21 protein-coding genes and 2 pseudogenes are annotated in these 22,990 nt (G+C 58.9%); 13 read left to right on the plus strand and 10 right to left on the minus strand.

Translation table 11 applies throughout. The features are described 5' to 3' along the window. Nucleotides 1–77: 77 nt before the first annotated feature. On the plus strand, nt 78–908 hold the full coding sequence (locus tag F7R06_RS02730; protein ID WP_075944544.1) for an alpha/beta fold hydrolase: 831 nt from the start codon (nt 78–80) through the stop codon (nt 906–908). 186 nt (nt 909–1,094) lie between these two features. Here the strand turns inward: F7R06_RS02730 and catA are convergent, their stop codons facing one another. From catA to salA, 4 genes are all read right to left on the minus strand, one after another. Then, the gene (gene catA / locus F7R06_RS02735) at nt 1,095–2,030 is read right to left on the minus strand and encodes a catechol 1,2-dioxygenase (protein ID WP_075944545.1); all 936 of its coding nucleotides are present in this window, start codon (nt 2,028–2,030) and stop codon (nt 1,095–1,097) included. A gap of 68 nt (nt 2,031–2,098) precedes the next feature. After that, the gene (locus F7R06_RS02740) at nt 2,099–3,220 is read right to left on the minus strand and encodes a muconate cycloisomerase family protein (protein WP_085702094.1); all 1,122 of its coding nucleotides are present in this window, start codon (nt 3,218–3,220) and stop codon (nt 2,099–2,101) included. Nucleotides 3,221–3,260: 40 nt separating this feature from the next. Beyond that, nucleotides 3,261–4,613, minus strand: coding sequence for an MFS transporter (locus tag F7R06_RS02745; RefSeq protein WP_090321796.1), 1,353 nt, complete (start codon nt 4,611–4,613; stop codon nt 3,261–3,263). Between the two features lie 73 nt (nt 4,614–4,686). Next, on the minus strand, nt 4,687–5,988 hold the full coding sequence (gene salA, locus F7R06_RS02750) for a salicylate 1-monooxygenase (protein WP_075944943.1): 1,302 nt from the start codon (nt 5,986–5,988) through the stop codon (nt 4,687–4,689). Between the two features lie 146 nt (nt 5,989–6,134). On the opposite strand from salA, the gene F7R06_RS02755 reads away from it, so the two are divergent. Further along, a complete protein-coding gene (locus F7R06_RS02755) occupies nt 6,135–7,040 on the plus strand; it encodes a LysR family transcriptional regulator (protein ID WP_090321793.1) in 906 nt (301 codons plus the stop codon). Nucleotides 7,041–7,054: 14 nt separating this feature from the next. On the opposite strand, the pseudogene F7R06_RS02760 reads toward F7R06_RS02755, so the two are convergent. Beyond that, nucleotides 7,055–7,979: pseudogene (locus F7R06_RS02760) on the minus strand (LysR family transcriptional regulator). A gap of 114 nt (nt 7,980–8,093) precedes the next feature. On the opposite strand from F7R06_RS02760, the gene F7R06_RS02765 reads away from it, so the two are divergent. From F7R06_RS02765 to F7R06_RS31335, 8 genes and pseudogenes are all read left to right on the plus strand, one after another. Next, on the plus strand, nt 8,094–8,987 hold the full coding sequence (locus tag F7R06_RS02765; protein ID WP_075944550.1) for an NAD(P)-dependent oxidoreductase: 894 nt from the start codon (nt 8,094–8,096) through the stop codon (nt 8,985–8,987). Between the two features lie 5 nt (nt 8,988–8,992). Then, a complete protein-coding gene (locus F7R06_RS02770) occupies nt 8,993–9,307 on the plus strand; it encodes an NIPSNAP family protein (protein WP_075944551.1) in 315 nt (104 codons plus the stop codon). 13 nt (nt 9,308–9,320) lie between these two features. Next, nucleotides 9,321–10,301 carry a VOC family protein gene (locus tag F7R06_RS02775; protein ID WP_090321791.1) on the plus strand — a complete coding sequence of 327 codons (981 nt, stop codon included), beginning with the start codon at nt 9,321–9,323 and terminating at the stop codon, nt 10,299–10,301. After that, nucleotides 10,294–10,671, plus strand: coding sequence for a YciI family protein (locus F7R06_RS02780; protein ID WP_075944553.1), 378 nt, complete (start codon nt 10,294–10,296; stop codon nt 10,669–10,671). The genes F7R06_RS02775 and F7R06_RS02780 overlap by 8 nt, the downstream gene beginning before the upstream one ends. 8 nt (nt 10,672–10,679) lie before the next feature. After that, the gene (locus F7R06_RS02785) at nt 10,680–11,633 is read left to right on the plus strand and encodes a fumarylacetoacetate hydrolase family protein (RefSeq protein ID WP_075944554.1); all 954 of its coding nucleotides are present in this window, start codon (nt 10,680–10,682) and stop codon (nt 11,631–11,633) included. Nucleotides 11,634–11,848: 215 nt separating this feature from the next. Continuing rightward, nucleotides 11,849–12,796, plus strand: a complete 948-nt coding sequence (locus F7R06_RS02790) for a SphA family protein (protein WP_090321788.1) — start codon at nt 11,849–11,851, stop codon at nt 12,794–12,796. A gap of 230 nt (nt 12,797–13,026) precedes the next feature. Then, nucleotides 13,027–13,848: pseudogene (locus F7R06_RS31330) on the plus strand (cache domain-containing protein); the annotation flags it as partial. Nucleotides 13,849–13,956: 108 nt separating this feature from the next. After that, nucleotides 13,957–14,706: a methyl-accepting chemotaxis protein gene (locus tag F7R06_RS31335; RefSeq protein WP_408003000.1), complete on the plus strand. Its 750-nt coding sequence runs from the start codon at nt 13,957–13,959 to the stop codon at nt 14,704–14,706. 112 nt (nt 14,707–14,818) lie between these two features. Here F7R06_RS31335 and F7R06_RS02800 read toward each other — a convergent pair whose 3' ends face one another. After that, nucleotides 14,819–15,808, minus strand: coding sequence for an NADPH:quinone reductase (locus F7R06_RS02800; protein WP_075944557.1), 990 nt, complete (start codon nt 15,806–15,808; stop codon nt 14,819–14,821). A 118-nt stretch (nt 15,809–15,926) separates the two neighbouring features. Between F7R06_RS02800 and F7R06_RS02805 the strand changes: the two genes are divergently transcribed. After that, nucleotides 15,927–16,289 carry a winged helix-turn-helix transcriptional regulator gene (locus tag F7R06_RS02805; protein WP_075944558.1) on the plus strand — a complete coding sequence of 121 codons (363 nt, stop codon included), beginning with the start codon at nt 15,927–15,929 and terminating at the stop codon, nt 16,287–16,289. A gap of 136 nt (nt 16,290–16,425) precedes the next feature. On the opposite strand, the gene F7R06_RS02810 is transcribed toward F7R06_RS02805, so the two are convergent. Both F7R06_RS02810 and F7R06_RS02815 read right to left on the minus strand, forming a co-directional pair. Continuing rightward, the gene (locus F7R06_RS02810; protein ID WP_075944559.1) at nt 16,426–16,902 is read right to left on the minus strand and encodes a nuclear transport factor 2 family protein; all 477 of its coding nucleotides are present in this window, start codon (nt 16,900–16,902) and stop codon (nt 16,426–16,428) included. A gap of 318 nt (nt 16,903–17,220) precedes the next feature. Beyond that, entirely contained in the window at nt 17,221–18,114 is an 894-nt protein-coding gene (locus tag F7R06_RS02815; protein ID WP_075944560.1) for a LysR family transcriptional regulator, read from the minus strand. A 144-nt stretch (nt 18,115–18,258) separates the two neighbouring features. Here F7R06_RS02815 and F7R06_RS02820 point away from each other — a divergent pair, with 144 nt between their 5' ends. Together F7R06_RS02820 and wrbA are read left to right on the plus strand one after the other, a co-directional pair. Next, nucleotides 18,259–19,143, plus strand: a complete 885-nt coding sequence (locus tag F7R06_RS02820) for a pirin family protein (RefSeq protein ID WP_075944561.1) — start codon at nt 18,259–18,261, stop codon at nt 19,141–19,143. A 72-nt stretch (nt 19,144–19,215) separates the two neighbouring features. Beyond that, entirely contained in the window at nt 19,216–19,818 is a 603-nt protein-coding gene (gene wrbA, locus F7R06_RS02825; protein ID WP_085702090.1) for an NAD(P)H:quinone oxidoreductase, read from the plus strand. Nucleotides 19,819–19,878: 60 nt separating this feature from the next. Here the strand turns inward: wrbA and scpA are convergent, their stop codons facing one another. Both scpA and F7R06_RS02835 read right to left on the minus strand, forming a co-directional pair. Then, the gene (gene scpA / locus F7R06_RS02830) at nt 19,879–21,930 is read right to left on the minus strand and encodes a methylmalonyl-CoA mutase (RefSeq protein ID WP_075944563.1); all 2,052 of its coding nucleotides are present in this window, start codon (nt 21,928–21,930) and stop codon (nt 19,879–19,881) included. Next, nucleotides 21,927–22,784, minus strand: coding sequence for a Pnap_2097 family protein (locus tag F7R06_RS02835; protein ID WP_090321786.1), 858 nt, complete (start codon nt 22,782–22,784; stop codon nt 21,927–21,929). The genes scpA and F7R06_RS02835 overlap by 4 nt, the downstream gene beginning before the upstream one ends. Nucleotides 22,785–22,990: the final 206 nt, after the last annotated feature.

Consider the following 22,990-nt stretch of genomic DNA (forward strand, 5'->3'; position numbering starts at 1 on the left):
GGTTTGTGACTGGTTCACAGGCCGATTTTTGCGTCAGCCCCAAGGGCAATACCGACCGTTGAAAACAGGGAGACAGTATGAACAGCCAACATAACCCCGAGATCGGCCGTAGCGTTCAAACCGGGTCCATCATGACCAATTACCATGATGTGGGCAGTGGAGAGCCGATGCTGCTGTTGCACGGCTCCGGTCCCGGCGTAAGTGCCTGGGCCAATTGGCGCCTGAGCATTCAGAGCCTGCAATCGGACTTCCGCTTGCTGGCCCCGGACCTGGCGGGTTTCGGCTTCAGCCAGACGCCGGCGGATATCGTCTATTCGCGCAACCTCTGGCTGGAGCAGATCGTCGCGTTTCTGGATGCCACCGGCGTCGATAAAGTCAATGTGATCGGCAATTCGTTCGGCGGCTCCATGGCCCTGGCCCTGGCGATCCACCACCCGCAGCGCGTCAACCGGCTGATCCTGATGGGCAGTGTCGGCGTGCCGTTCGAGCTTACGCCGGGCCTGGATGCGGTTTGGGGGTACGAGCCGAGTGAAGACAACATGCGCGCCATCATGCAGGTGTTCGCCTATGACCAGGCGCTGGTGGGGGATGACCTGGTGCGCATGCGCTATGAGGCGAGCAACCGTGCCGGGGTTCAGGAAGCGTTTTCAGCTATGTTCCCGGCGCCACGCCAGCGTTGGGTGGAGGCGATGGCGCATCCTGAGGCCGATATACGCGACATCGGTCACAAGACGTTGTTGATTCATGGTCGTGACGACAAGGTAATACCTCTTTCCACCTCGCTGACCCTGCAGCAATGGATTGATGACAGTCAGTTGCATGTGTTTGGCCGCTGTGGGCACTGGACACAGATCGAGCACGCGGCGGCGTTCGCGCATCTGGTTACGAATTTTCTCAAAAGTACCTGAGTGGGCGCGAACCCCTTGTAGGAGCGAACTTGATCGCGAATAACACCCGTGCAACGCGGGCATTCAGGCAGCCAACGTCATCGTTAACGAGCATCGCGAGCCTGCTCGATCCTAGAGGTTCCGCAAACGACAAGGCCCCATCATTGGATGGGGCCTTGTCGTTCGCGCTTTACAGATACCGCAAGATCATTGGCCGGCGCGTGGACGCTGGCTGCGGTGTTCATCGTCGGCGTTGACCGCCGGTTGCAGAACGAAGTCGAATTCGAGTTCAGCGAACTGTCGCCCGTCCAGACCATGGGCTTTCGAGGCGTCGGCGTTGTCGAGCAGTCTGGCTTCGCCGACCAGCCCTTCACGGGTGGCGTAGGCGAAGTCGTCCCACAGGTATTTGTCGCCGGCAAGGTTGATCTGGCTGGTCAGATGACGATGTTCCGGTGCGGAAACGAACACATGGATATGTGCCGGGCGCTGACCGTGGCGGCCCAGGGCGCTCAGGCATTCCTGGGTCGGCCCTTCGGGATTCACACCGTAACCGCTCGGAATGATGCTGCGCGCGGTGTAACGGCCTTCAGCGTCGGTCTTGATCCGGCGACGCAGGTTGAACGCCGACTGACTCTCGTCGAAGTAGGAGTAGGTGCCATTGGTGTTGGCGTGCCACAGATCAACGATCGCACCGGCCACCGGCTTGCCGTCCGTATTGAGGACCGTACCCTTGATGAACAGCGGGATGCCGACGTCATCTTCACTGCCATCATCCATGCGCGCAAAACCTTCGCTGAGCGGCGCGTTAGCCACGTACAGAGGCCCTTCGATGGTCCGCGGGGTCCCGCCGGCCAGGCCTATCTGCTGGTCCTTGGCGTCCTGCAGCAGGTCCATGAAGTGCTCCATGCTCAGGCCCGGCAGCAGCAAGCCGAACTCAGCGTGGGCGCCGACCTTGTTCAGGCGATCCACCGCCAACCAGAATTCGTCTTCGGTCACTTCCAGGTCTTCGATGATCTTGAAGGCGTCGCTGATCAGGCGATGCATCAGTTGCTTGAGGCGCGGGCTGCCCTGGTCGCTGTTGAAACCGGCGGCCTCCTTGATCAGGTCCTGCACTTCAGCGGTGTGGCTGATTTTTACGGTCATGTCTCAGTTCCTCGTTTTTTGTTTTAGATTCGGCGAGCTATCAAGGGCTGCGCGTTAAATCGCCTTGGCTACCGGCGACGAAACAGCGCGAGGCGTTCTTCATCCAGGCTCACGCCAAGACCCGGTGTATTGGGGACGTGCAATTCGAAATCGCGGTAAACCGGTGCCTCGTTCACGATCTCTTCGGTCAGCAGTAGCGGGCCGAACAACTCGGTGCCCCAGGCCAGCTTCTTCAAGGTCAGGAAGGCATGGGCGGAGGCGAGGGTGCCGATGGCGCCTTCGAGCATGGTCGCGCCATACAGCGCGATGCCCGCCGCTTCAGCGATCTGAGCAGTACGCAGTACCGCGCGTGGACCGCCGTTCTTGGCAATCTTCAGGGCGAACACGCTGGCCGCGCCATCCGCTGCGAGACTGAATGCGTCCTCCACCGATTCGATCGATTCGTCGGCCATGATCGGGGCCAAGCTGCGCTGATTGAGGCGCACCTGGCCGGCACGGTTGATCCGCGAAATCGGTTGTTCGATCAGGTCAATGCCGTTGTCGCCCAGCACCTGGCAGCCACGAATCGCCTGCGCTTCATCCCAATACTGGTTGACGTCGACCCGCACGCTGGCTCGATCGCCCAGGGCCTGCTTGATCGCCACCACGTGCTTGAGGTCCTGCTCCAGCGGATTGGCACCTATCTTCACTTTGAAAATGCGGTGGCGGCGCACATCGAGAAAATGCTCGGCCTCGGCGATGTCCCTGGCCGTATTGCCGCTGGCCAGAACCCAGCCCACTTCCAGGCTGTCGCGCACACGACCGCCCAGCAATTGGCTGACGGCCACACCCTGGCGCTTGCCCTGGGCGTCAAGCAAGGCGCTCTCCAGGCCGGACTTGGCGAAGGTGTTGCCCTTGGCAATCCGGTCCAGACGTTGCATCGCGGCATTGAAGTTACTGGCGTCCATACCGATCAAGGCCGGCGCCAAGTGCACGTCGATATTGGTCTTGATGCTTTCCGGGCTTTCGTTGGCGTAGGACAGCCCGCCGACCGTGGTCGACTCGCCCAGGCCTTCGATACCGTCGCTGCAGCGCAGGCGAATGATCACCAGGGTCTGCTGCGAAATGGTGTGCATCGCCAACTTGTGCGGGCGGACGGTGGGCAGATCGACGAGGATCGTCTCGATGCTTTCGATTTTGGCTTGGGTCATACCGGCTTCCAGATGCAGGTTGCAAGAACGTCAGGGGTCATTACGGATTGGCCTGTGGTTGAACGGCCTTCACGTCCGGGTCGGTGGGGCGCTGGCGCCTGACCCGAATCAGGAACAGTCCGATCGCCCCGGCACCGATCAGCCCCGGGACAGCGAAAGCCAGAAAGGAAAACTGCAACGGCAGTTCCGCGGCATGCATGGCCGCCCCGAGCATCGGGCCGATGATTGCGCCGATGCGGCCGATGCCCATGGCCCAGCCCAGTCCGGTGGAGCGGATGTGCGCCGGGTAGTACTGCACCGCGAAGGCATTGGCGAGGATCTGCGCGCCAGTGGTGCCGCCGCCGGCTATGGCGATCAACACATAGAGCACCGACAGTGGCGCCTTCACCGCCATCAATGCCAAGACCAGCGCACTGGCGGTCAGGAAACACAGGAGCACCCGGCCGAGACCGAAGCGGTCGGCCAGCCAGCCACCAAACAGAGAACCGAAGATCGCGCCGAAATTGAGCACCAGCAAAAAGCCGATGCTGGAGTTGATGCCGTAACCGGCGGTGTTCATCAGCTTGGGCAGCCAGGCACTGATGCCGTAGATCATCAGCAGGCTGCAGCAGAACGCCAACCAGAGCAGCAGGGTATTGATCAGGCGTCCGTCCTGGAAGATCTGCACGACAGAGACCTTGGGGGCCTGGCCAGCCTCGCGATGCAGTTCGTCATCCATGTGCGGGATGTATTCAGGTTCTGCCCGGTGCAGCAAATGCTGGGCATCTATGACCCTAGTCTTGCGCAGCAGAAAGTTGATCGACTCCGGCAGCTGGCTGACCAACAGGGGCAACACGACCAATGGCACGGCTGCGACTAAGAACACCGACGACCAGCCATATTGCGGAATCAGCCACATGCCAAGCCCGGCGGACAACATGCCGCCGACGGAATAACCGGTGAACATCACGGCGATCAGCGTACCCCGCAACTTTTTCGGCGCGTACTCGTTCATCAGCGCGATGACGTTGGGCATGACCCCGCCGATGCCGATACCGGCCAGAAAACGGAAAAAAGCGAACTCTTCAGGGGTGCGGGCAAAGCCGTTGATTACGGTGATGCCGCTGAACAGCACCACGCACATTGTGATGGTCTTGCGCCGGCCGATTCGATCCGACAATTGACCGAAAAACAGCGCGCCGACCATCATGCCCAGCAGCGCGCAGCTACCCAACAGACCGGCCTGCAACGCAGTGAGGCCCCAATCCTTCATCAGGGCGGGCAGCACCACGCCGTAGATGACCAGATCGTAACCGTCGAAAATTATGATGAGCGCACCCCAGAACAGCAGGCGTGCGTGAAAGGCATTGAATCGGGCCCCGTCGAGCAGGGTGGCTACGTCGATAGTTCGCATGGCATGGCTCTTCTTGTAATTGTTATTTGAGCCGGGGTGTCGCCTGGGCGCACCCCGGTTTGAGCGCAGACGATCAGGATGCGTCTGACGGCATCCCCCAGCCCAGACGCGCGCGCGCCTCGACCACATCGGTTTCCGGGTCGTGGTTCCACAACCAGTTGAAACGGCTTTCCAGCTTGGCCGCCAGGGCCTGCTCATCAGCGCCGATCTCGGGGTCGCGCATCTCGTACAGCTCGCCTGCCTGCCAGGAGGTGCGTTGTACCTTGCACGCTCGCGGACGGCGCAGTTCGTCGTAGGTGGTGAGCACGGCGGGGAGGTTGTCGGCGGTCAGCCGCGAGTCGCCCAACAGGCGTGCCAGGAAGTAAGCATCTTCCAGGCCCTGGCCGGCACCGGCACCCTGGTGCGGCAGCATGGCGTGGGCGGCGTCGCCGATCAGCACCACGCGGTTGTGCACGTAGCCCGGCAACTCGGCCAGGTCATGCAATGCCCAGTAGGTCGGCTCGGGAATGCACTCGAGTAGCGTGCGGGCAGCCTCACCCCACTCGGCGAAGTCTTCGAGCATCTGCGCCTGGGTGGTCTTGCGCACCCACGGGGCGTCGGCCGGCCATTGCGGGGTGGCGCTGGAGCGGTCGGAAAGGAACGCCACCACGTTGATAATGCGACCCTGTTTCACCGGAAAGGTCAGGATGTGCCCGTCCTTGACCAAGTACATCTGCGGCACGTCCACCAGATGAGTATTGATGCCCTTGGCGCGGTAGGCGGCACGCAGGGTGTCGCTGTCGATCATGCCGCGATAGGCGCAGGTGCCGGTGAAGCGCGGCTCGGCCGGTTCAGCGTTGATACCTTCGAGTACGTGAGCGCGCAGCGCCGATTTGATGCCGTCTGCGGCAATCAGCAGGTCGCAACGGTAGTCGGTACCGTCGGCGAACGTGACACGGGCCTCGTTGCCGTTCTGCTCAACACCCACGGCGCGTTTATTGAACTGCGCGATACCCGCAGGCAGGTGCGTGGTCAGCACATCGAGGAAGTCGGCGCGGTGCACCGTAGACTGGCCCATGCCCGGCATTACGGTGGTCGCCAGGTACTTGGATTCGCCGGTGCCGTGGCGCCATTCGAACCAAACGTCTTCCCAGGGGGCAGGGGTGCGGTCTTCGACTTTGCGGTAGGCGTCGCCGATACCGAGGCCGTTGAGAGCACGCACCGAGTTAGCGCCGAACGCGACACCGGCACCCACTTCACCGAAGGCCGGTGCAGCTTCAAACAGCTGCACCTCGACGTCACTGTTGCGGCAGAGATCAAGGGCCAGGGCGACGCCGGAAATGCCGCCGCCGACGATACCTATACGCAGGGATTGCTTGGAGCTGTTGTTATTCATTGGGATACCCATGACGGAAATTCTTGTTGTGGGAACCATCATGAGTAACGCAGTGACATTGATAAATGCACTGACCCGTATAAGATCTATCACCAGTCTGAATATTACTTTTGCGGACCTGCCCAGCCCCGATTTAGAGCGTAACCATGGAACTGCATGACCTGGATTTGAACCTGCTGGTGGTTTTCAACCAGCTGTTGCTCGACCGTCGCGTCTCGACTGCGGCGGAAAACCTCGGGCTTACGCAGCCGGCGGTAAGCAATGCGCTCAAGCGCCTGCGGGCGGCGCTGGGGGATGACCTGTTTGTGCGTACTTATCACGGCATGCAGCCCACACCGTACGCCGAGCAACTGGCCGAGCCGGTGTTGCAGGCCATGGACACGCTGCGCGATGCCTTGAGTCGGGCCAACACCTTCGCCCCCCTAAGCAGCGCGCGGACATTCACCGTGGCGATGACCGATATCGGGGAGATCTACCTGATACCCCGGTTGATGGATGCCCTGGCGCGCCTGGCCCCCGGTTGCAAGATCAGCACCGTTCGCGACAATGCGATGAGCCTCAACGAAGACTTGCAGAATGGTACTGTGGACGTTGCAATCGGCCTGATCCCGCAATTGCGCGCAGGCTTCTTCCAGCGTCGTTTGATGCGCCAGCACTATGTGTTCCTTTGCCGCAAGGATCACCCCGCAACCAGGGAACCGCTGACCCTGGAGCGGTTTTGTGCCTACGGTCACGTGCGGGTCGTTGCGGCCAACACCGGCCACGGCGAAGCGGATACACTGATGATGCGCTTGGGCATCGAGCGTTCGATTCGCCTGGAAGTGCCGCACTTCGCCGCCATCGGCCACATCCTCAAACACACCGATCTGGTGGCCACGGTGCCGGAGCGTTATGCCACGGTGAACCTCGAACACTTCGGCCTGACGGCGCTGCCGCACCCGGTGGACATTCCCGAGTTCACCATCAACATGCTGTGGCATGCGCGGTACCACCGCGACCCGGCCAACCGCTGGTTGCGTCAACTGATGTTCGAGCTGTTTTCCGAGGCCTAACGGTCGACCCGCTCTCAGTCTGCAAGGGACTCGCGCAGGGCGGCCGCCAACATCTCGCGAAACCATTTGTTCTGCGGATCGCGGTGAAAGCGGTCATGCCAGTAGAGCGCGATGTCGAATTCCGGCAGCACCAGGGGCAGGGGTTTGAGTAGCAGGGGAAAGAATCTCGACAGGGTCTTGCCCAGCACGTTGGGCACTACCCACAGCATGTCCGACTCCAGCAACAGGTGCGGGGCCGAGAGATATTGGGGAATGCGCACACCGATGTTGTGGCGCGCGCCGGCTTCGATCAGCGCGCTCGAGCAGCACGTGCCCGGTGCCGCCGGTTTCCACCAGCAAGTGTTGCTGCGCCAAGAAGCGCTCTAGGGTCAACTCTGCGTCGGCCAACGGGTGGCCCCGGCGCAGCGCACAGACGTAATGCTGCGAAGACACGATAGTCCGGTGGATGTCCGTCTTCAGAGTCGGCAGGTAACCAATCGCCAGGTCAATGCGACCCGTGGACAGTCCGATCAAGGTCTCTTCGACACTGCTGGCGACGGTATTGATGCGGCTCATAGGCGCCTGGGTTTGCAGCATCTTCAGAATCGTCGGCAGGCACACGGCCTCGCCGATGTCTCGTGTGCGCACGGTGAATACTTTGCGGCAGTGCTGCGGGGAAAACTCAAGGGCGCGGCTCTGTGCCTCGCGCACCAGGTCCAGGGCTTCGAGAAGCGTCGGTGCGATTTGCACGGCGAACGGCGTGGGTTCCATGCGCCGGCCTACTACAGTGAACAGACGGTCGCCGTACTCCTGGCGCAAGCGTTTTAGCGAACTGCTGACCGCACCCTGGGTGACCCCCAGATTATCGGCTGCGATGGACACAGAGTGGTCACGCCACAGTGCCTCGAACGCAAACAGCAGGTTCAAATCCTTCATCGCAGCGCCTCGTATCACTCTCATTACTAGTTATAAATAACTCAGGCTATTTGTTCTCGATCAAAGCCGCGCCTAAGTTAGCAGCCAATGACGCGTTGCGGTGTACAACCGCAACAATAACAACAAGAGAAGCCTAAAATGAGCGCTATCACTATCGGAATGGTGGGTATCGGCCAACTCGGCCTGCCCATCGCAAGTAACCTGCTCGCTGCCGGATATCGAGTGGTTGGTTACCGTCGCCGTGACCGTGAACCCTTTGTGCAATTGGGTGGTATTGCCCTCAACAGTCCTGCCGAAGTCGCCGCCGAGTCGGACTTCATCCTCACCTGCTTGCCGAGCGAAGCGTCCCAGATCGAAATCATGGAGGGGCCTGACGGACTGCTCGGTGCCTTGCGCCCGGATCACACTCTGATCGAGATGGGCACCTATGAGCGCGACTTCAAAGTGCAGATGGCCGAGCGCATTCAAGGCAAGGGCGCCCGCGTGCTGGAAGCGGAAGTCAGCGGTTCTCCACCCCTGGTGCTCGCCCGCAAGGCGTCGCTGTTCCTGGGAGGTGACGAGCAACTGATCGAGCACTGCCAACCGGTGCTCAGTGCCATCGCGGACATCCAGTTCAGGATCGGCGAGTTCGGCAGTGCCGTGGCAATGAAGCTGATCGCCAACTACCTGCTGACCATCCACACGCTCGCCGCCGCTGAGGCCATGAACCTGGGCGTACGCGCCGGCTTCAGCGCCGAAAAAGTGGTCGAAGTGATCCGCCAGAGCGCGGGCAGTTCGACCATGTTCATGGTGCGTGCCCCAATGATGGCCAGCCGCACCTTCCAGCCAGCGCCAGGCCCGATCGTGACGCTGGAAAAATACCTGCACATGGCCGGTGACCTGTCCGCGGACCTGGGCTGTGCATCGCCGCTGTTCAGTGCAGCCCAATCCTACTTCAACCGTGCGCTGGACTTGGGCATGGGTGAAGAAGATATCTCCGCCGTGATCAAGCTGATCGAAGCCGATTCCCGTGTACGTCCCCAACAAGAGTGAACGACATGCTTATTGAACAACGCACCTACCAACTCAAGCCTGGCACCCTGAATGAATTCCTTCGTGTGTACCAGGCCGAAGGCCTGAAAATCCAGAGTGAAGCGCTGGGTAACCTCATTGCCTACCTCAAGCCTGAAACCGGTGACGTAAACAGGGTCATCCACATCTGGGGCTTTTCCAGCTATGAGGACCGCGCTCAACGGCGCGCCGCTCTGTCGGGCAATCCGAAATGGCACGAATTCCTCGGCAAGGCAGGGCACATGGTGACGGCGCAGCAGGTCGAGTTGCTGACCGGCGCACCGTTTTCCCCGATTCAGTAAAGGAGATACCGTCATGATCCGTTTTCTTCATCACGTAGGTTTGTCTGTTCCGGATCTGGAAGTAGGGCGTGCATTCTATGAGGCCTTCGGCCTGGAAGCGCGCGTATCGGGCGAGCATCTGGTGCTGCGATGCAAAGGTCGCGGCCAGGATCAGATTCGCTTGATGCCCGGCAGCCCTAAGCATTTGAGTTACGTCGCCTATGGCACCGATGCCGCCGGCATGAAACAGGTGCGCAAAAACCTTAAGAGCCATAACGTTACCCTTGAAGATGCGCCGTTCAATATCGATTCAAAGGGCATCTGGTTCCGTGATCCGAGCAACGACTGGGTCCACATCTGTGAAGGCGTAGAAGCTCCTGCGGCGCCACGGCCTACCCCGGAAGTGAACACCCATGGCCGTTATCGCCGGATCGGTCAGCGTGCCTGCGACCTGACCTCGTCGTCGCGCATCGCTACACCGCTGCGCCTGGGCCACCTAATCAAGTTCAGTCCGGACATGGACAAGTCCATCGCGTTCTATACCCAGGTGCTTGGCATGAAGGTGTCCGATCGCGCCGGCGATATCCTCGGTTTCCTGCGTTTCGGTTGTGGTGGCGATCACCACGCGCTGGGCCTGGCCAAGAGTTCCCACAGCGGCCTGCACCACCTGAGTTTCGAAGTGATGGACATCGACGAAATCGAGATGGGTGCCCAGAGCCTGATGGCCAAGGGTTACATCAGCGCTTTCGGCCTGGGTCGCCATGTTGGCGGCTCCAACTACTTCCACTACATCCGCGATCCGTGGAATAGCCTGGTGGAGTACTTCTGGGATATCGACGTGATCCCCGAAGATGACAGCGACTGGGTCGTGTTGAATGCTGCGGGCCCGCATGAGCTGGCCGCTGTGTGGGCTGTCGGTCCACCCAAGGAAGACTTCGCCCACAACTACGAAGTGCCTGATGGTGCTGAGCAAGGCCCGTCCATGGCTCTGAATGAGGCGCTCGCCCATGGCTGACACGACTCCGGAGCAAGCGTTGCTTGCCGGCATGCTGAACAAACCCCTGTTCGTGGCTTTTCGTACGCCCAAGGACTTGACACGCATGTCGGAGTTGTTGGGGGCCCACCTGCAGTGGGCCATCGCCGCGCAGAATCGTGGCGAGCTGTTTGCTTCCGGGCCGTTTGTCTCCGAGCAGTACGCGCCGGGGCAACTGGGCGGCATGACCATTCTGCGGGCTGCGGACCAGGCTGAGGCTGAACGGCTGGTCCAGGCCGACCCGTTCATTGCCAACGGTGTGTTCGGTGCGGAGGTACGCAAGTGGATGCTCATGGAAGGCGGCATCACCGTACACATGACCTTCTCGGATAAACGCGGTTCGCTTCTTTAAGGTGACTTATGAAATATCAACTTTTCGCCTATCAGTCCGACGCTGTCGTTCCTGCGACAGGGCTGTTGGTCGGTGAGCGGGCCTACGACTTGGGCCGGGCGGCAAAGTCGGCTTCGGTTGATCTGCAGGTGATCGCGATCGATGGTTTGCTGGAGGACTGGGCAGGCGCCAACGAGCAGCTTCAGATTCTTGCTGACAGCATTGCGGCCAACCCGAGTAATTTTGATGCTCATCTACTCGACTTGCAGGCACTGGAACTAGCGTCACCCTTGCAGCGGCCGGGCACTATCTACGCGGCCGGTGCCAACTACCGCGATCACGTGGCAGCCATGGCCTTGGCCTTCAATATGAACCTGTCCCTCGATCCGCGCGCCGATGGCATTGCACCTTGGCATTTCATCAAGGCCGGCCGTGGCAGTCTGGCGGCGCACAAACAGATCGTCGAGATGCCTGAGGGCACCAAGAAACTCGACTGGGAAGCCGAACTGGCGGTGGTGATTGGACGCCGCGCGTATCGTGTCAGTGCTGACAAAGCGCTCGATTATGTCGCCGGCTACACCTGCGCCAATGACCTTTCGGCTAGGGACAGCCTGGTGCGTGACGCGGTCGATGCCAGTTCGCCGTTCCGCTTTGACTGGATCGGTCACAAGGTTTTCAATGGCGCGTGTCCGCTGGGGCCTTACCTAACACCGGCACAGTTCGTCGCAGACCCGGAAAACCTCGACATCAAATTGTGGCGTAACGGCACGATCGAGCAGGACTCCAACACCTCCAACCACCTGTATGGCATTGCTGATCAGATCGAATACCTGAGCCAGCGCGTCGAACTGTTTCCAGGTGATGTCATCCTGACCGGCACGCCGGCCGGTGTGGGCATGGAGAAGGGCGTGTTCCTAGCCCGGGGCGACGTGCTGAAAGTCTGGATCGATGGTCTGGGAGAGTTGGAAACGATTATCGCCTGATATCAGTGCGAACTGCCGATCGCTATTGATCGGCAGGTTTTATGCCACAAGGTTGCACACTTTTTAAATAGCGAGACTATTTATTAAGTCGATGCCAACATGTCTGTAGCTCCAAATATCAGTAGTTCCCAAATCAGGGAAGGGTTTGGTGCTGCCTGTAAATGGCAAGTAAGCAAGAAACGACCGCTATAAAAAATACAACAAGGTATATAAAAATGAAGCCTGTAGTCCGATTCTCCAACACTGAGTCCAAGTACTTTGCCGCCTTGCTGTTGGCCGGCGTAGTACTTCCTTCTAGCGCCCAAGCGACGGAAGGCGGTGGAAGTGTTTATCCGGTTGGCGTCAATACCGTAGCCTCCGGAAGGTTGCCACCGCCGGGCCTGACGTCGTTCTGGTATCTTAGTGATTATGTTGCCAACTCGACCAAAGACAGCGACGGTCACGACAAAACCGGCATCCATAATTTCGATCTGAACGTGCAGGCCATTTCTCTGCGTCTGGACTATGTCTATACGGATTTCACTTTGTTGGGCGCCAAGGTTGAGACCCGCATGGCATTGCCGCTGGTCAAGGGCGAAATCAGTTTCGACGTGGACACTCCGCGCGGCCGGGTGCACAAGACCGAGCATCAGGACGGCATGGGCGATCTGACGCTGGTTCCGCTAATCCTGAGTTGGAGTACTCCACGGTTCCACCAACTGCTAGGTCTGGATATCGTCGCGCCGATCGGTTCCTACGACGAAGATCGGCTCTTCAACCCGGGTCGAAATACCTGGTCTTACGGGCCGTGGTATTCGTTTACCGCTTATCCAATAGACAACTTGGAAATAAGTTCCAAGATGGTCTATTTCGTTAACACCAAGAACGATGCAACCAACTATAAATCCGGTGACGAATTTAACGCCGACTACAACATTGGTTATAACGTCACCAAGGAATGGCAAGTAGGTGTCAACGGCTACATCTACAAGCAAATCACCGATGATGAACAAAATGGTGAAACCTATCTGGACGGAAACAAGGGGCAAGTATTTGCCATTGGTCCGGCCGTTAAATATCAAACGCCGCAATGGGGTTTCGCCATGAAGTGGCAGCATGAAATGAAAGTGGAAAACCGGTCCGAAGGTGATCGTTTCTGGGTGCAGGCGGTCTTTCGCTTCTGAAGCTGCGCTGTTTCACAGTTGAGTTGGGCTCGGGAAAGGAATCACGGGCTCGGCAATCTCGACATCTTCGACCAAAGCCACGAAATGAATCTTTCACTGCGAAGCAAATGCCTGCTGATCTGCATTGTGCCTGTCGTCGTTTTGGCGAGCTTGCTCGCCAGCCTGTCCATTATTTTTTTGCAGCGGACCACTGACGCGCGGGTCCGTCGCCACAAAACGGTGTCGAAAAAATGATCCACTCCATCCGTAGCAAACTCGTGTTGTTGTGTATCGTCCCTGTCGTACTCCTTGCCAGCATCATCACCGCGGTATCCATCGTACTGTTGCAGCAGGTTACGGATGAACAGGTGCTTCATACCCGTGAAGTCCTGATCAACGAGCGCAAAGTTGCACTCGAGCAAGCCATGCAGGTCGCGCAAAGTGCCATTGCGCCGATCTACGCGGCTTCGGCGCAGGGTGACCTGGCAGCACGGGACAAGGCCGTGGCGATACTTAAGCAGCTGCACTACGGTATCGATGGCATTTTTTTCGGTTATGACAGCCAGAGCACCCGCGTGTTCTGGGCAGACAAGGACCTGAAAATCGGTGAGAGCTTCAGGAATCTGCGTGACGCCGACGGTGTCTACGCCATCAACGAACTGATCCGGAAAGCCAAGGAAGGTAGCCACTACCAGAATTACAAAATCCCGATGCCTGACAGCGGTCGCATAGTCACGAAAATCGGATACGCCGTGTACCTGGAAAAGTGGGACCTGATCATTGGCTCCGGCCTGAGCCTGGATGACGTCGAACCCAAACTTGCCGACACAACTGTGCGGATCAAAACCCTCAGCGAGCAATTCATCACCGTCATGCTCGGCCTTACCGTGGTGTTGGCCGTCAGCCTGGCGTTCTTTGCGTTGTGGATGGTTCGACGCTTGCTGTCACCGCTTAAATTGCTCAGGACCCAAATGGAACAGGTGGCTGCCGGCGATGGCGACCTGACCCGTCGACTGCAGGTCCTTCGCAACGACGAGGCGGGGCAACTGGCGGGCTCTTTCAACCGTTTTGTGGACAAAGTCCATGGCCTGATCCGGCAAATCACCCACATGTCACGGGAACTCAATGTGTTGATCACCGATGTCGCCGAACAAGCCAGCCGATCGGAAAAAGCCATGAACATGCAACGCCAGGAAACCGAACAAGTGGCCGCAGCGATCAACCAAATGTCCGCCACCGCATTGCAAGTGGCGCGTAGCGCGCAAGAAGCCGCCGAAGCGGCGAGTCAGGCGGAAGGCGAAGGCGCTTCGGCCAGCCGTGTGGTGGATGCCAGCGTGGACAATATCTACACCCTGGTTGGCAATCTGAAAATCAGTGGCGAATCCCTGGACCACCTGCAACACGATGTTGGATCGATCGTCGGCGTACTCGGGGTCATTCGCTCCATTGCCGAACAGACCAACTTGCTGGCGCTCAATGCCGCCATCGAAGCCGCCCGCGCCGGTGAGGCGGGGCGCGGGTTCGCGGTAGTAGCCGATGAAGTGCGCGCCCTGGCCGGTCGCACGCAAACCAGCACCCAGGAAATTCAGGCCATGATCGATCGGCTCAAGCGAGGCACGATCGACACCGTCAACGCCATGAAGCAATCCAGTGACGCCGGCAGCCGCACCAGCGAGCAGGCTGCGCATGCCACCGCGTCGTTGCGCGTCATCGCGACCCAGATCGAAACCATCAACACCATGAACACGCAGATCGCCAGCGCGGCCGATGAGCAGACCATGGTCTCCGAAGACATCAATCGCAGCATCCAGCAGATCGCACAGGCAGTCGAAACGGTCGCTCAGGAAACGCAACACGGCGCTCAGACTGCGCGGGACCTGGCGAGTTTAAGTGAGAGCCTGAACCTGGCGGTCAAACAGTTCCGGGTATGATCCCGGTAGTGATCGTACTGGGCATGCACTCAGGAACGTAACGAGCTGCGCCCTCTCGGCAAGTGCCATTCGATGGTACTTGCCGAGAGGGCGCAGCTCGAGGGGCGATGGTTTACGGCTGAACGTCTATCAACACTTTGCCCTTGACTGCACGGGTCTCCAACGCCCCATGCGCCTGCGCGATTTGCTCCAGCGGTACCGTCAAACCGATCGTAGGTTTGTACGCGCCTTGGGCAATACACGATGTCACATCTCCAATTGCACGACGCTTGGCTTCATCGGGAATGTTATAGACCAGTACAAAGCGCAACACGGAGCAGTTGCCCATGGATTTCATGACGGGAATGGATAATTCTGCATCTGGTGTAGTTACCGCGTAAACACTAATGGTGCCGCCCCTGGCCAGACAGTCCATGTCGATTTTCAGGTTGGCGATTGGGTCAACCTCGATGATACGGTCGACGCCTTTGCCATGGGTCGCTGCTTTGATTGCCACACTGACATCCTCCTCGCGCATGTTGATGATCAGGTCTGCTCCCGAGGCTTTTGCCGTTTCTACATCTCTGGCATGGCGAATTGTGGTTGCTACCCACGCGCCAGTCCACTTCGCCAACTGAATCGCCGCTTCGCCCACTACGCCTGCGCCACCCTGAACCAATACTCTTTTGCCAGTGAGTTCGCCATCGGCGAACAGGCAATAGTGAGCAGTGAGCGCAGCAATGCCGAGGCTCGCGCCGGTTTCGAAAGAGACGTCATCGGCCAGACGAACGACGTTGCCTGCGGGCAGCACCACGAACTCGGCGGCGGTACCGAATGCGCGGCCCGATTGAGCTTCGAACATCCATACCCGTTCGCCGATTCTGGATTCGCAAATTCCTTGTCCCACCGAGTCGATGACACCAGCGCCATCCTGATGAGGAATGATGCGTTTGAAAGGCATGGCACCTTTGAAGCCGCTCCGGCCCTTGATGTCGCTAGGGTTCACGCCGGACATGGCCACTTTGACCCTGACTTCTCCAGGGCCGGGAGCCGGCGTCGGAACATCACCGACTTTCAGTACTTCGACCGCAGTTCCCAGTTGATCGTAATATGCAGCTTTCATACAAAGTGTCCTTGAGTAGTAATAATGCGAACACCTTATTGGTCACTGACTCAGGTTATTTCACAAGTAGGCACATCACTGATATATAGGGAAAAAATGTATACCAACGGGACCGTAAATGACTGAGAGAACAGCCTATCGTTGTGGCGTAAAAGTGATGCTCGAGGTAACAGGAGGGAAGTGGAAGCCGCTGGTGTTGTACCACTTGCTCAGCGGTACGAAGCGCTTTGGCGAGTTGAAAGGCCTCATTGGCGAGGGGATTACGCAACGCTCGCTGACTCTGCAACTTCGCGAACTGGAAGCCCACGGGGTTCTCGCGCGAAAGGTGTACGCCCAGGTGCCTCCCCGGGTGGAATACACACTGACTGATCTGGGGCTTACGCTGGGGCCGGTCATGCTGGCGATGAAGGAGTGGGGTGTTGCGTTTCAGGCGCATGTGGGCATTTTTCCGCCTGATACGGTGTTGAGTTTTGACGACTGAAAGCACAAAGCAGTGTCGCGGACTGGTCCACGCAGTCCTCAAGGCAGCCAAAGAAAGGCCCGCGTAAAGCGGGCCTCCTGCAGGTAATCGCCAGTGATCGAAACACGCAGGCTGGCGTAGATTGATGAATTGACTATTACAGGCCCAACTCGCTAAGGCCGGGATGATCGTCAGGGCGGCGTCCCAGCGGCCAGCGGAACTTGCGCTCCGATTCCTTGATGGGCATGTCGTTGATACAGGCAAAACGGTGCGCCATCAGACCGTTTTCAGCGAACTCCCAATTCTCGTTACCGTAGGAGCGGAACCAGTTTCCTGAGTCATCATGCCATTCATACGCATAGCGAACGGCGATACGATTATCCGTGAAAGCCCACAGTTCCTTGATCAGTCGGTAGTCCAACTCTTTGTTCCATTTACGCGTCAGGAATGCTGCTGCTTCGGCCCGGTTGGTTGCGAAGTCGACACGATTTCGCCACTTCGTGTCGGGTGTATAAGCCAGCGATACTTTCTGCGCATCACGGGTGTTCCAGCCATCTTCGGCAAGACGGACCTTGAGCAGAGCGGTTTCACGAGTAAAGGGAGGGAGAGGGGGGCGGGTTTCAGAATCAGCCATGCTTAAAACTCCAGTGGGTGAATAACGGAGAGCATTTTCATTAACTTCAAGCGAGTGTAGGCGAGGATATACTCGCATACATTATTTTTTAAGTTGCCGAATTTTGATGTTCGCGCTGATGGCAATACTGGTGCAGGGTTATTTAATGTATTTTCAATAGTTATAGATATGTATGGCTGTCGTTAATAGATATCGATAATTCGAGTTGTTGATTGCTCTTTTCCAGAGTGCAACTCATCCGCCGTGTCGAGTTGTAGCAAACGCTATCGCATTGTTGCGATCAGTGACCTGGTGTCAAGGGTGAGTGGACGTACCTTGCTAATACAGCGCCCCTTGCAAATGCCCGATCGCCTCTTCAACAAACTTGCTGACTGCCAAGGGGATTTGATTGCGGCTGGGGAAGACGATGAATAAATCATTGGTTTGCTGGCCGTAGTCACACAGCACCTCCGCCAGACTGCCACTGCCCAGGCTTGCACGCAGAATGGGGTCCGGCAAAAAGCAGATGCCCAATCCGGCTACGGCTGCTTTCAATTGCGCCTGGGCGCTGCTCGCGCTGAATCGGCCGGTCACGCTCAACTGTGTGGCGCCGTGGGGGCCGACAAGGTGCCAGGTGGCTTGACCCGACGGGTGCGCCGGAAAAATGCAGTTGTGTTCGCTTAACGACTGAATATCCTTTGGCACACCATAAGCTTCGAGGTATCGCGGGCTGGCTGCGAGTATTCGGCGACCGGTGTTTATTTTGCGCGCGACCAGGCTCGAATCGGACATGACGCCGGACCGGAACGCGATGTCGATACCTTCGGCAATCAGATCCACCCGCTGGTCACTCAAGACAAAATCCAGGCTGACCTTGGGGTAACGGGCCAGGAAATCCGCGACGAAATCCATCTGGAATACTTCAAAAAAATCAGCCGGCGCCGCGATCCGCAGCCTGCCGACCGGTTCCCGAACCCCACCGATGAGTTGACGGCTGAGCTCGAACAACTCGTTTATCTGGCTGGCGCTTTGCCTATAGAGCGATTTTCCAGCGTCGGTCAGTACCAGCTTGCGGGTGGACCGATGCAGCAGTCGCACGCCCATGGATTCTTCCAGCTGCTTCATGCGCCGGCTCAGCGTGTTGGCGGATGCGCCGGTGCGACGGGCCGCATCGGCAAAGCTACCGGCGTCGACGATCTGAATGAAAATGGCGACGTCGTTCAAGTCGAACATTCGATTAGGCCAAATATGGATGAGTGAAACTCTACTCTAGCCGCTAATCAAACGAATACCGACTGTCTATGATGAATTCACGTTACAGGTCACCGCAGATTGACTCCGGCGCTTGTGGGTACTCACATCATCAGAGGACATCGCATGAACCTCACCGCCCTTCGCAACACTGGCCATACTCGTCAAATCAGCCACCGCAACTCCGGAAGTAGCCACGGCCCCATCGTCCGGCTGATGAGCCCCTCGGATTTCGGTCAGTTGCTCAAGCCGTTCGTGTTCCTGGACCTGTTCGATGCGCCCAGTTCATTTCTGGGGCAGATGCCCGTGCATCCGCATTCGGGCATCGCGACAGTCACCGTGATCACTGAAGGCAACATGCACTTCGATGATCCGGACGCCGGCAGCGGAACCATTGGTTACGGAGGCGTTGAATGGCTGCGAGCGGGGGCAGGGGTCTGGCATGGCAAGGAACTGTCCAGTGGCACATCCGCGCGAGTACAGGGTTTTCAGCTGTGGCTTGCCCTACCTGCTGAGCTGGAGAGCGCTCCGGTCGACAGTCAGTATCTGGAGGCGAGTGCAACGCCCCAGGTCGGTCCTGCTCGAGTCATCGTCGGACGCTACGAAGGCGTGCAAAGCCCCATCCGAGCGCCTGCAGGCGTGAACTATTTGCTGGTGACAATACCTGCCGGCGAGTCTTGGACCTACACACCGCCCAAAGGACACCGCACGTTGTGGCTATGCGTCAGCCGAGGTGCTGTTCACACGCCAGATAAGATCGAATCCGGGGAAATGGTGGTCTTCCAGCCAGGTCATCAGGCGTTAACGCTGGAAGCCGGGAACAGGGACGCCGTATTCGTCCTGGGGTCGGCCTTTCCTCACCCGTACGATCTCAAGCTTGGCTACTACTCGGTGCATACCAACGACGAAGCCTTACGCGCCGGTGAGGCGAAAATCGCCGAGATTGCCAATCGGATGCGTCAGCAAAAAACGGCTCGCCAGGCTTCGGCCTCCATTCCCGTTTTCAAGTAGCGTTTTGCGCAGTAGATCCATCACCCATAACGGGCAATGTTGCTCGTCCATAGCGATTCAGGAGAAAGCACGATGGCAAAGGTACTGGTTCTTTATTATTCGATGTACGGCCATATCGAGGCCATGGCTCACGCTGTCGCCGAAGGCGCCCGCAAGGTGGCCGGGGTGGAAGTGACCGTCAAGCGCGTCCCGGAAACCATGGACCCGCAAGCGTTCAAGGCCGCTCACGGCAAGACCGAGCAACAGGCGGCCGTTGCCTCGCCGAGCGAGTTGGGCGATTACGACGCGATCATCTTCGGCACGCCCACACGCTTCGGCAACATGGCCGGGCAGATGCGTACGTTCCTGGATCAGACCGGCGGCCTTTGGGCCAAAGGCGCGCTGGTGGGCAAGGTGACCAGCGTGTTCACCTCCACTGGCACCGGTGGCGGTCAGGAGACTACCATTACCTCCACCTGGAACACCCTGGCGCACCACGGCATGGTGATCGTGCCCATCGGCTACGGCGACCCGGCGCTGTTCGATATTTCCCAGACGCGCGGCGGCTCACCGTACGGCGCGGCCACCATCGCCGGCGGTGACGGCTCGCGCCAGCCGGATGCCAAGGAACTGGGCATCGCACGGTACCAAGGTGAGTACGTGACGAAGATTGCCGCGAAACTCGCCGCGTCCTGAATGTAGTGAAACTCACACCGGCCTGAACGCCTTTCTGTAGGAGCGTGCTCGCTCCTACAGTCAGGCAACGTGGAGCAGATCGATCAGTTGGCCGACCATCTGCGCTACCTCCTGTCCCGGTCCGAAGCAGGCCTTGACCCCCCGTTGCAGCAACAGTCGTACATCGGCCTGCGGAATAATGCCGCCGACGACCAGCGGAACGTCAATCCTTCGTTGATTCAACAAACCCAACAGTTCAGTCAGCAGTTCCGTGTGCGCTCCGGCCAGGCTTGAAACGCCGATCAGATCTGGTAAATCGGCATCGTCCAAGACGTCCAGCACCTGCGCCGGCGTTTGAAACAGCGGCAACAGGCGCACCTCGAAACCGGCATCGGCCAGCGCTGCAGCCATCAAGCGAATCCCGCGGTCATGCCCGTCCTGGCCCAGTTTAGACAGCAGGATCCTGGGCCGGCGACCACTCTGGGCGACAAAGGTCGACAGGCGCTGCGCAACGATCGCCCAATCGGGCTGCTGACTCATAGACGGTCCATAGTGCCCCACACTGAAATCCAGCCCTTGCCTGAACCGAGGCCAGACCTTTTCCAGTGCCTGGGTGCACTCACCAAGTGTCGCCCGCGCGCTGATGGCCGCCACGGTATTCTCCAGCAGATTCCCCTGGCCCGAGCGTGCGCACTCGGTGATCGAATGCAGCTGCGCCTCAACCCGAGCGTTGTCGCGCTTGAGTCGCAGGCGGTTGAGGCGTTGGCCCTGGCGGGCGCGCAGTGCCTGACTGTCCACGGGCGTCACCGGCTCCTGCGCGGGTTCATTTGCAGCGACACGCCGTGCAATCCCGCTATCGAGACGTGCCTGGGTAGCCATGGCCTGATGGTGAATGGCCCGGTTGATCGCGCCGGACTCAATCGCCTGGAACACACCACCCAGGGCATCGATCTCGGCCATTTGCAGACGCGCCTGTTGCGCCAGCTGCGCCGTCAAGGCTTCCATCATGTAAGACCCCGCCCACGGGTCGACCACGTCGCACAGGCCGGTTTCCTGTTGAAGGATGTGCTGGGTATTGCTCGCCAGTCTCGACGAGGCCTCACTGGGCAGCGTCAGGGCTTCATCCCAGGCATTGGTGTGCAGCGACTGGGTGCCGCCGAAGACCGCGGCCATGGCCTGGACGGTGGTGCGCACGACATTGTTCAGCGGGTCCTGAGCGCTAAGGGACCAGCCGGAGGTCTGGCAATGCATGCGCAGCGCCTGGCCTTTATCGAGGGTGACTCCAAGGTCCCGGGTAATTTCCCACCACAACAGGCGTGCCGCACGACACTTGGCGACTTCACTGAAAAAGTCGCTGCCGATGCCGAAAAAGAAACTGATGCGTTCGCAGAATCGCTGCACGTCCAGGCCGTTGTTTTGCACTTGCTCGGCGTAAGTCCTTGCGTTGATCAGGGTCAGTGCCAGCTCCAGCACGGTGTCGGCCCCGGCCTCTTGAAAGTGATAACCGGACACCGAAATCGGATTAAACCGAGGTACGTGCTCATTCAAGTAGCTGATCACATCAAGAGTGATCTGCATTGAAGGTTTCGGCGCAAAAATGTAGGTGTTGCGAACCATGAACTCTTTGAGAATGTCGTTCTGGATCGTGCCACTGAGCCGTTCCGGCGCGACGCCGGATTCCTGAGCGGCAACGATGAAGGCCGCCAGCACTGGCAGTACCGCGCCGTTCATGGTCAATGACACCGAGACCTGGTCCAGGGCGATGCCGTCCAGCAACTCGATCATGTCCTCAACACTGTCGATGGCCACGCCTGCCTTGCCGACGTCGGCTTGCCAGTGTGGATCGCTGGAGTCGTAGCCGCGATGGGTCGGCAGATCGAAGGCGAGCGACAGGCCGGTGGCGCCTTCGGCCAGGCGCTGGCGCAGGCGCTGATTGCTCGCCTCGGCGCCGGCGAACCCGGTGTATTGACGCACGGTCCAGGGCTTTTGCAGGTACATGCTGGCGTAGGGGCCACGCACAAAGGGTGCCTTGCCGGGCAGGCTGTGCAGGTGCTCAAGACCTTCGACGTCACTGCTCTGGTACAACGTCTTGAGTCGCAGACCTTCGGGTCGCCAAAGGGGAGAATGGCTCATCGGCTGCAGTCCGAAAGATGGTGTTTGCGGGTGAACACATCGGCCAGCTTGAACCCGTCGCTACGCCGAAATACCTCGCACCAGTGAAGCTCGCGATGGCTTGGCGATGTCGTGTGCAAAAGCAGTTGCACGCTGTCACCGATATTGAGGTTGCCGTAGAAATGCAGCTCGCGTTGGCGGACATGACCTGGGCGGCGCAACCCTAGCAGGGCCCATTCGGCACGCTCGACCATGGCCTGGAAGTTGGCGAAGTACAGCAGGTCGGCACCGTTGAAATCGATGTCGGGGCAGGGCGTGAAATCGAATGCCTGCGCCGCGGTTGCCTGGCGATCGATACCGTAATGACTGTGCCAATTCCCGCTGCGTATCCGACGGTTGTCGACATGCAGCACTTGCAGTGCCTGCGGCAGCTCGGTCACTGCTGCCGTCGAGCCCCTGAGGCAAGCCTTGCTGACACTGCGATTGTCCCCCGGTACATGCCGGCTGATGAAGGTCGACAGTAGCGCCAGTTGCCCCACGACGCGATCGCCCAGCCAGACTTCATGTTCGCTGAAATGCCGGGCCTGGCCGCCGCGACCGATCCGGGTATGAATCCGGAACTCGCGATTTTCGATGATCGCTTCCAGCTTCAAATCCCAAGTATTGACCGCCGTGAACGCGGCGTAGGCGATGCGTCCTTGGTCATCGACGAAATCAGGCAACGCTCGATCATGCAATTGCGCCAGGGCGAGCCAGTGTTGATGGCCGCACTCTTTCAACAACCAGTTTTCCGACAACCCGGTGAAGGCCAGGTTGGGCATCGAAGCCAGGTAGGTTTCTGTACGGGAAGCGATGAGCGTGGTGGCTGTTGGCATGGCAGGAATCCGTCGTTTCGCCGCGGAGGGCGGCTGACGGCTACCCAATTGCGAATGACGTACCACTTTGTTGGTGATTTCATATCGTTATGATTAATAACGGTATTTTTGATTTGTGGGACGTTCCGTTCTGAGCCGGCCCGCTACGTAACTCCGTAGGAATACGACATTTCGTAGCGGGTTTTACGAAGTTGCGTGGCGACCGG

The organism is Pseudomonas moorei (assembly GCF_008801475.1).
Lineage (GTDB): Bacteria > Pseudomonadota > Gammaproteobacteria > Pseudomonadales > Pseudomonadaceae > Aquipseudomonas > Aquipseudomonas moorei.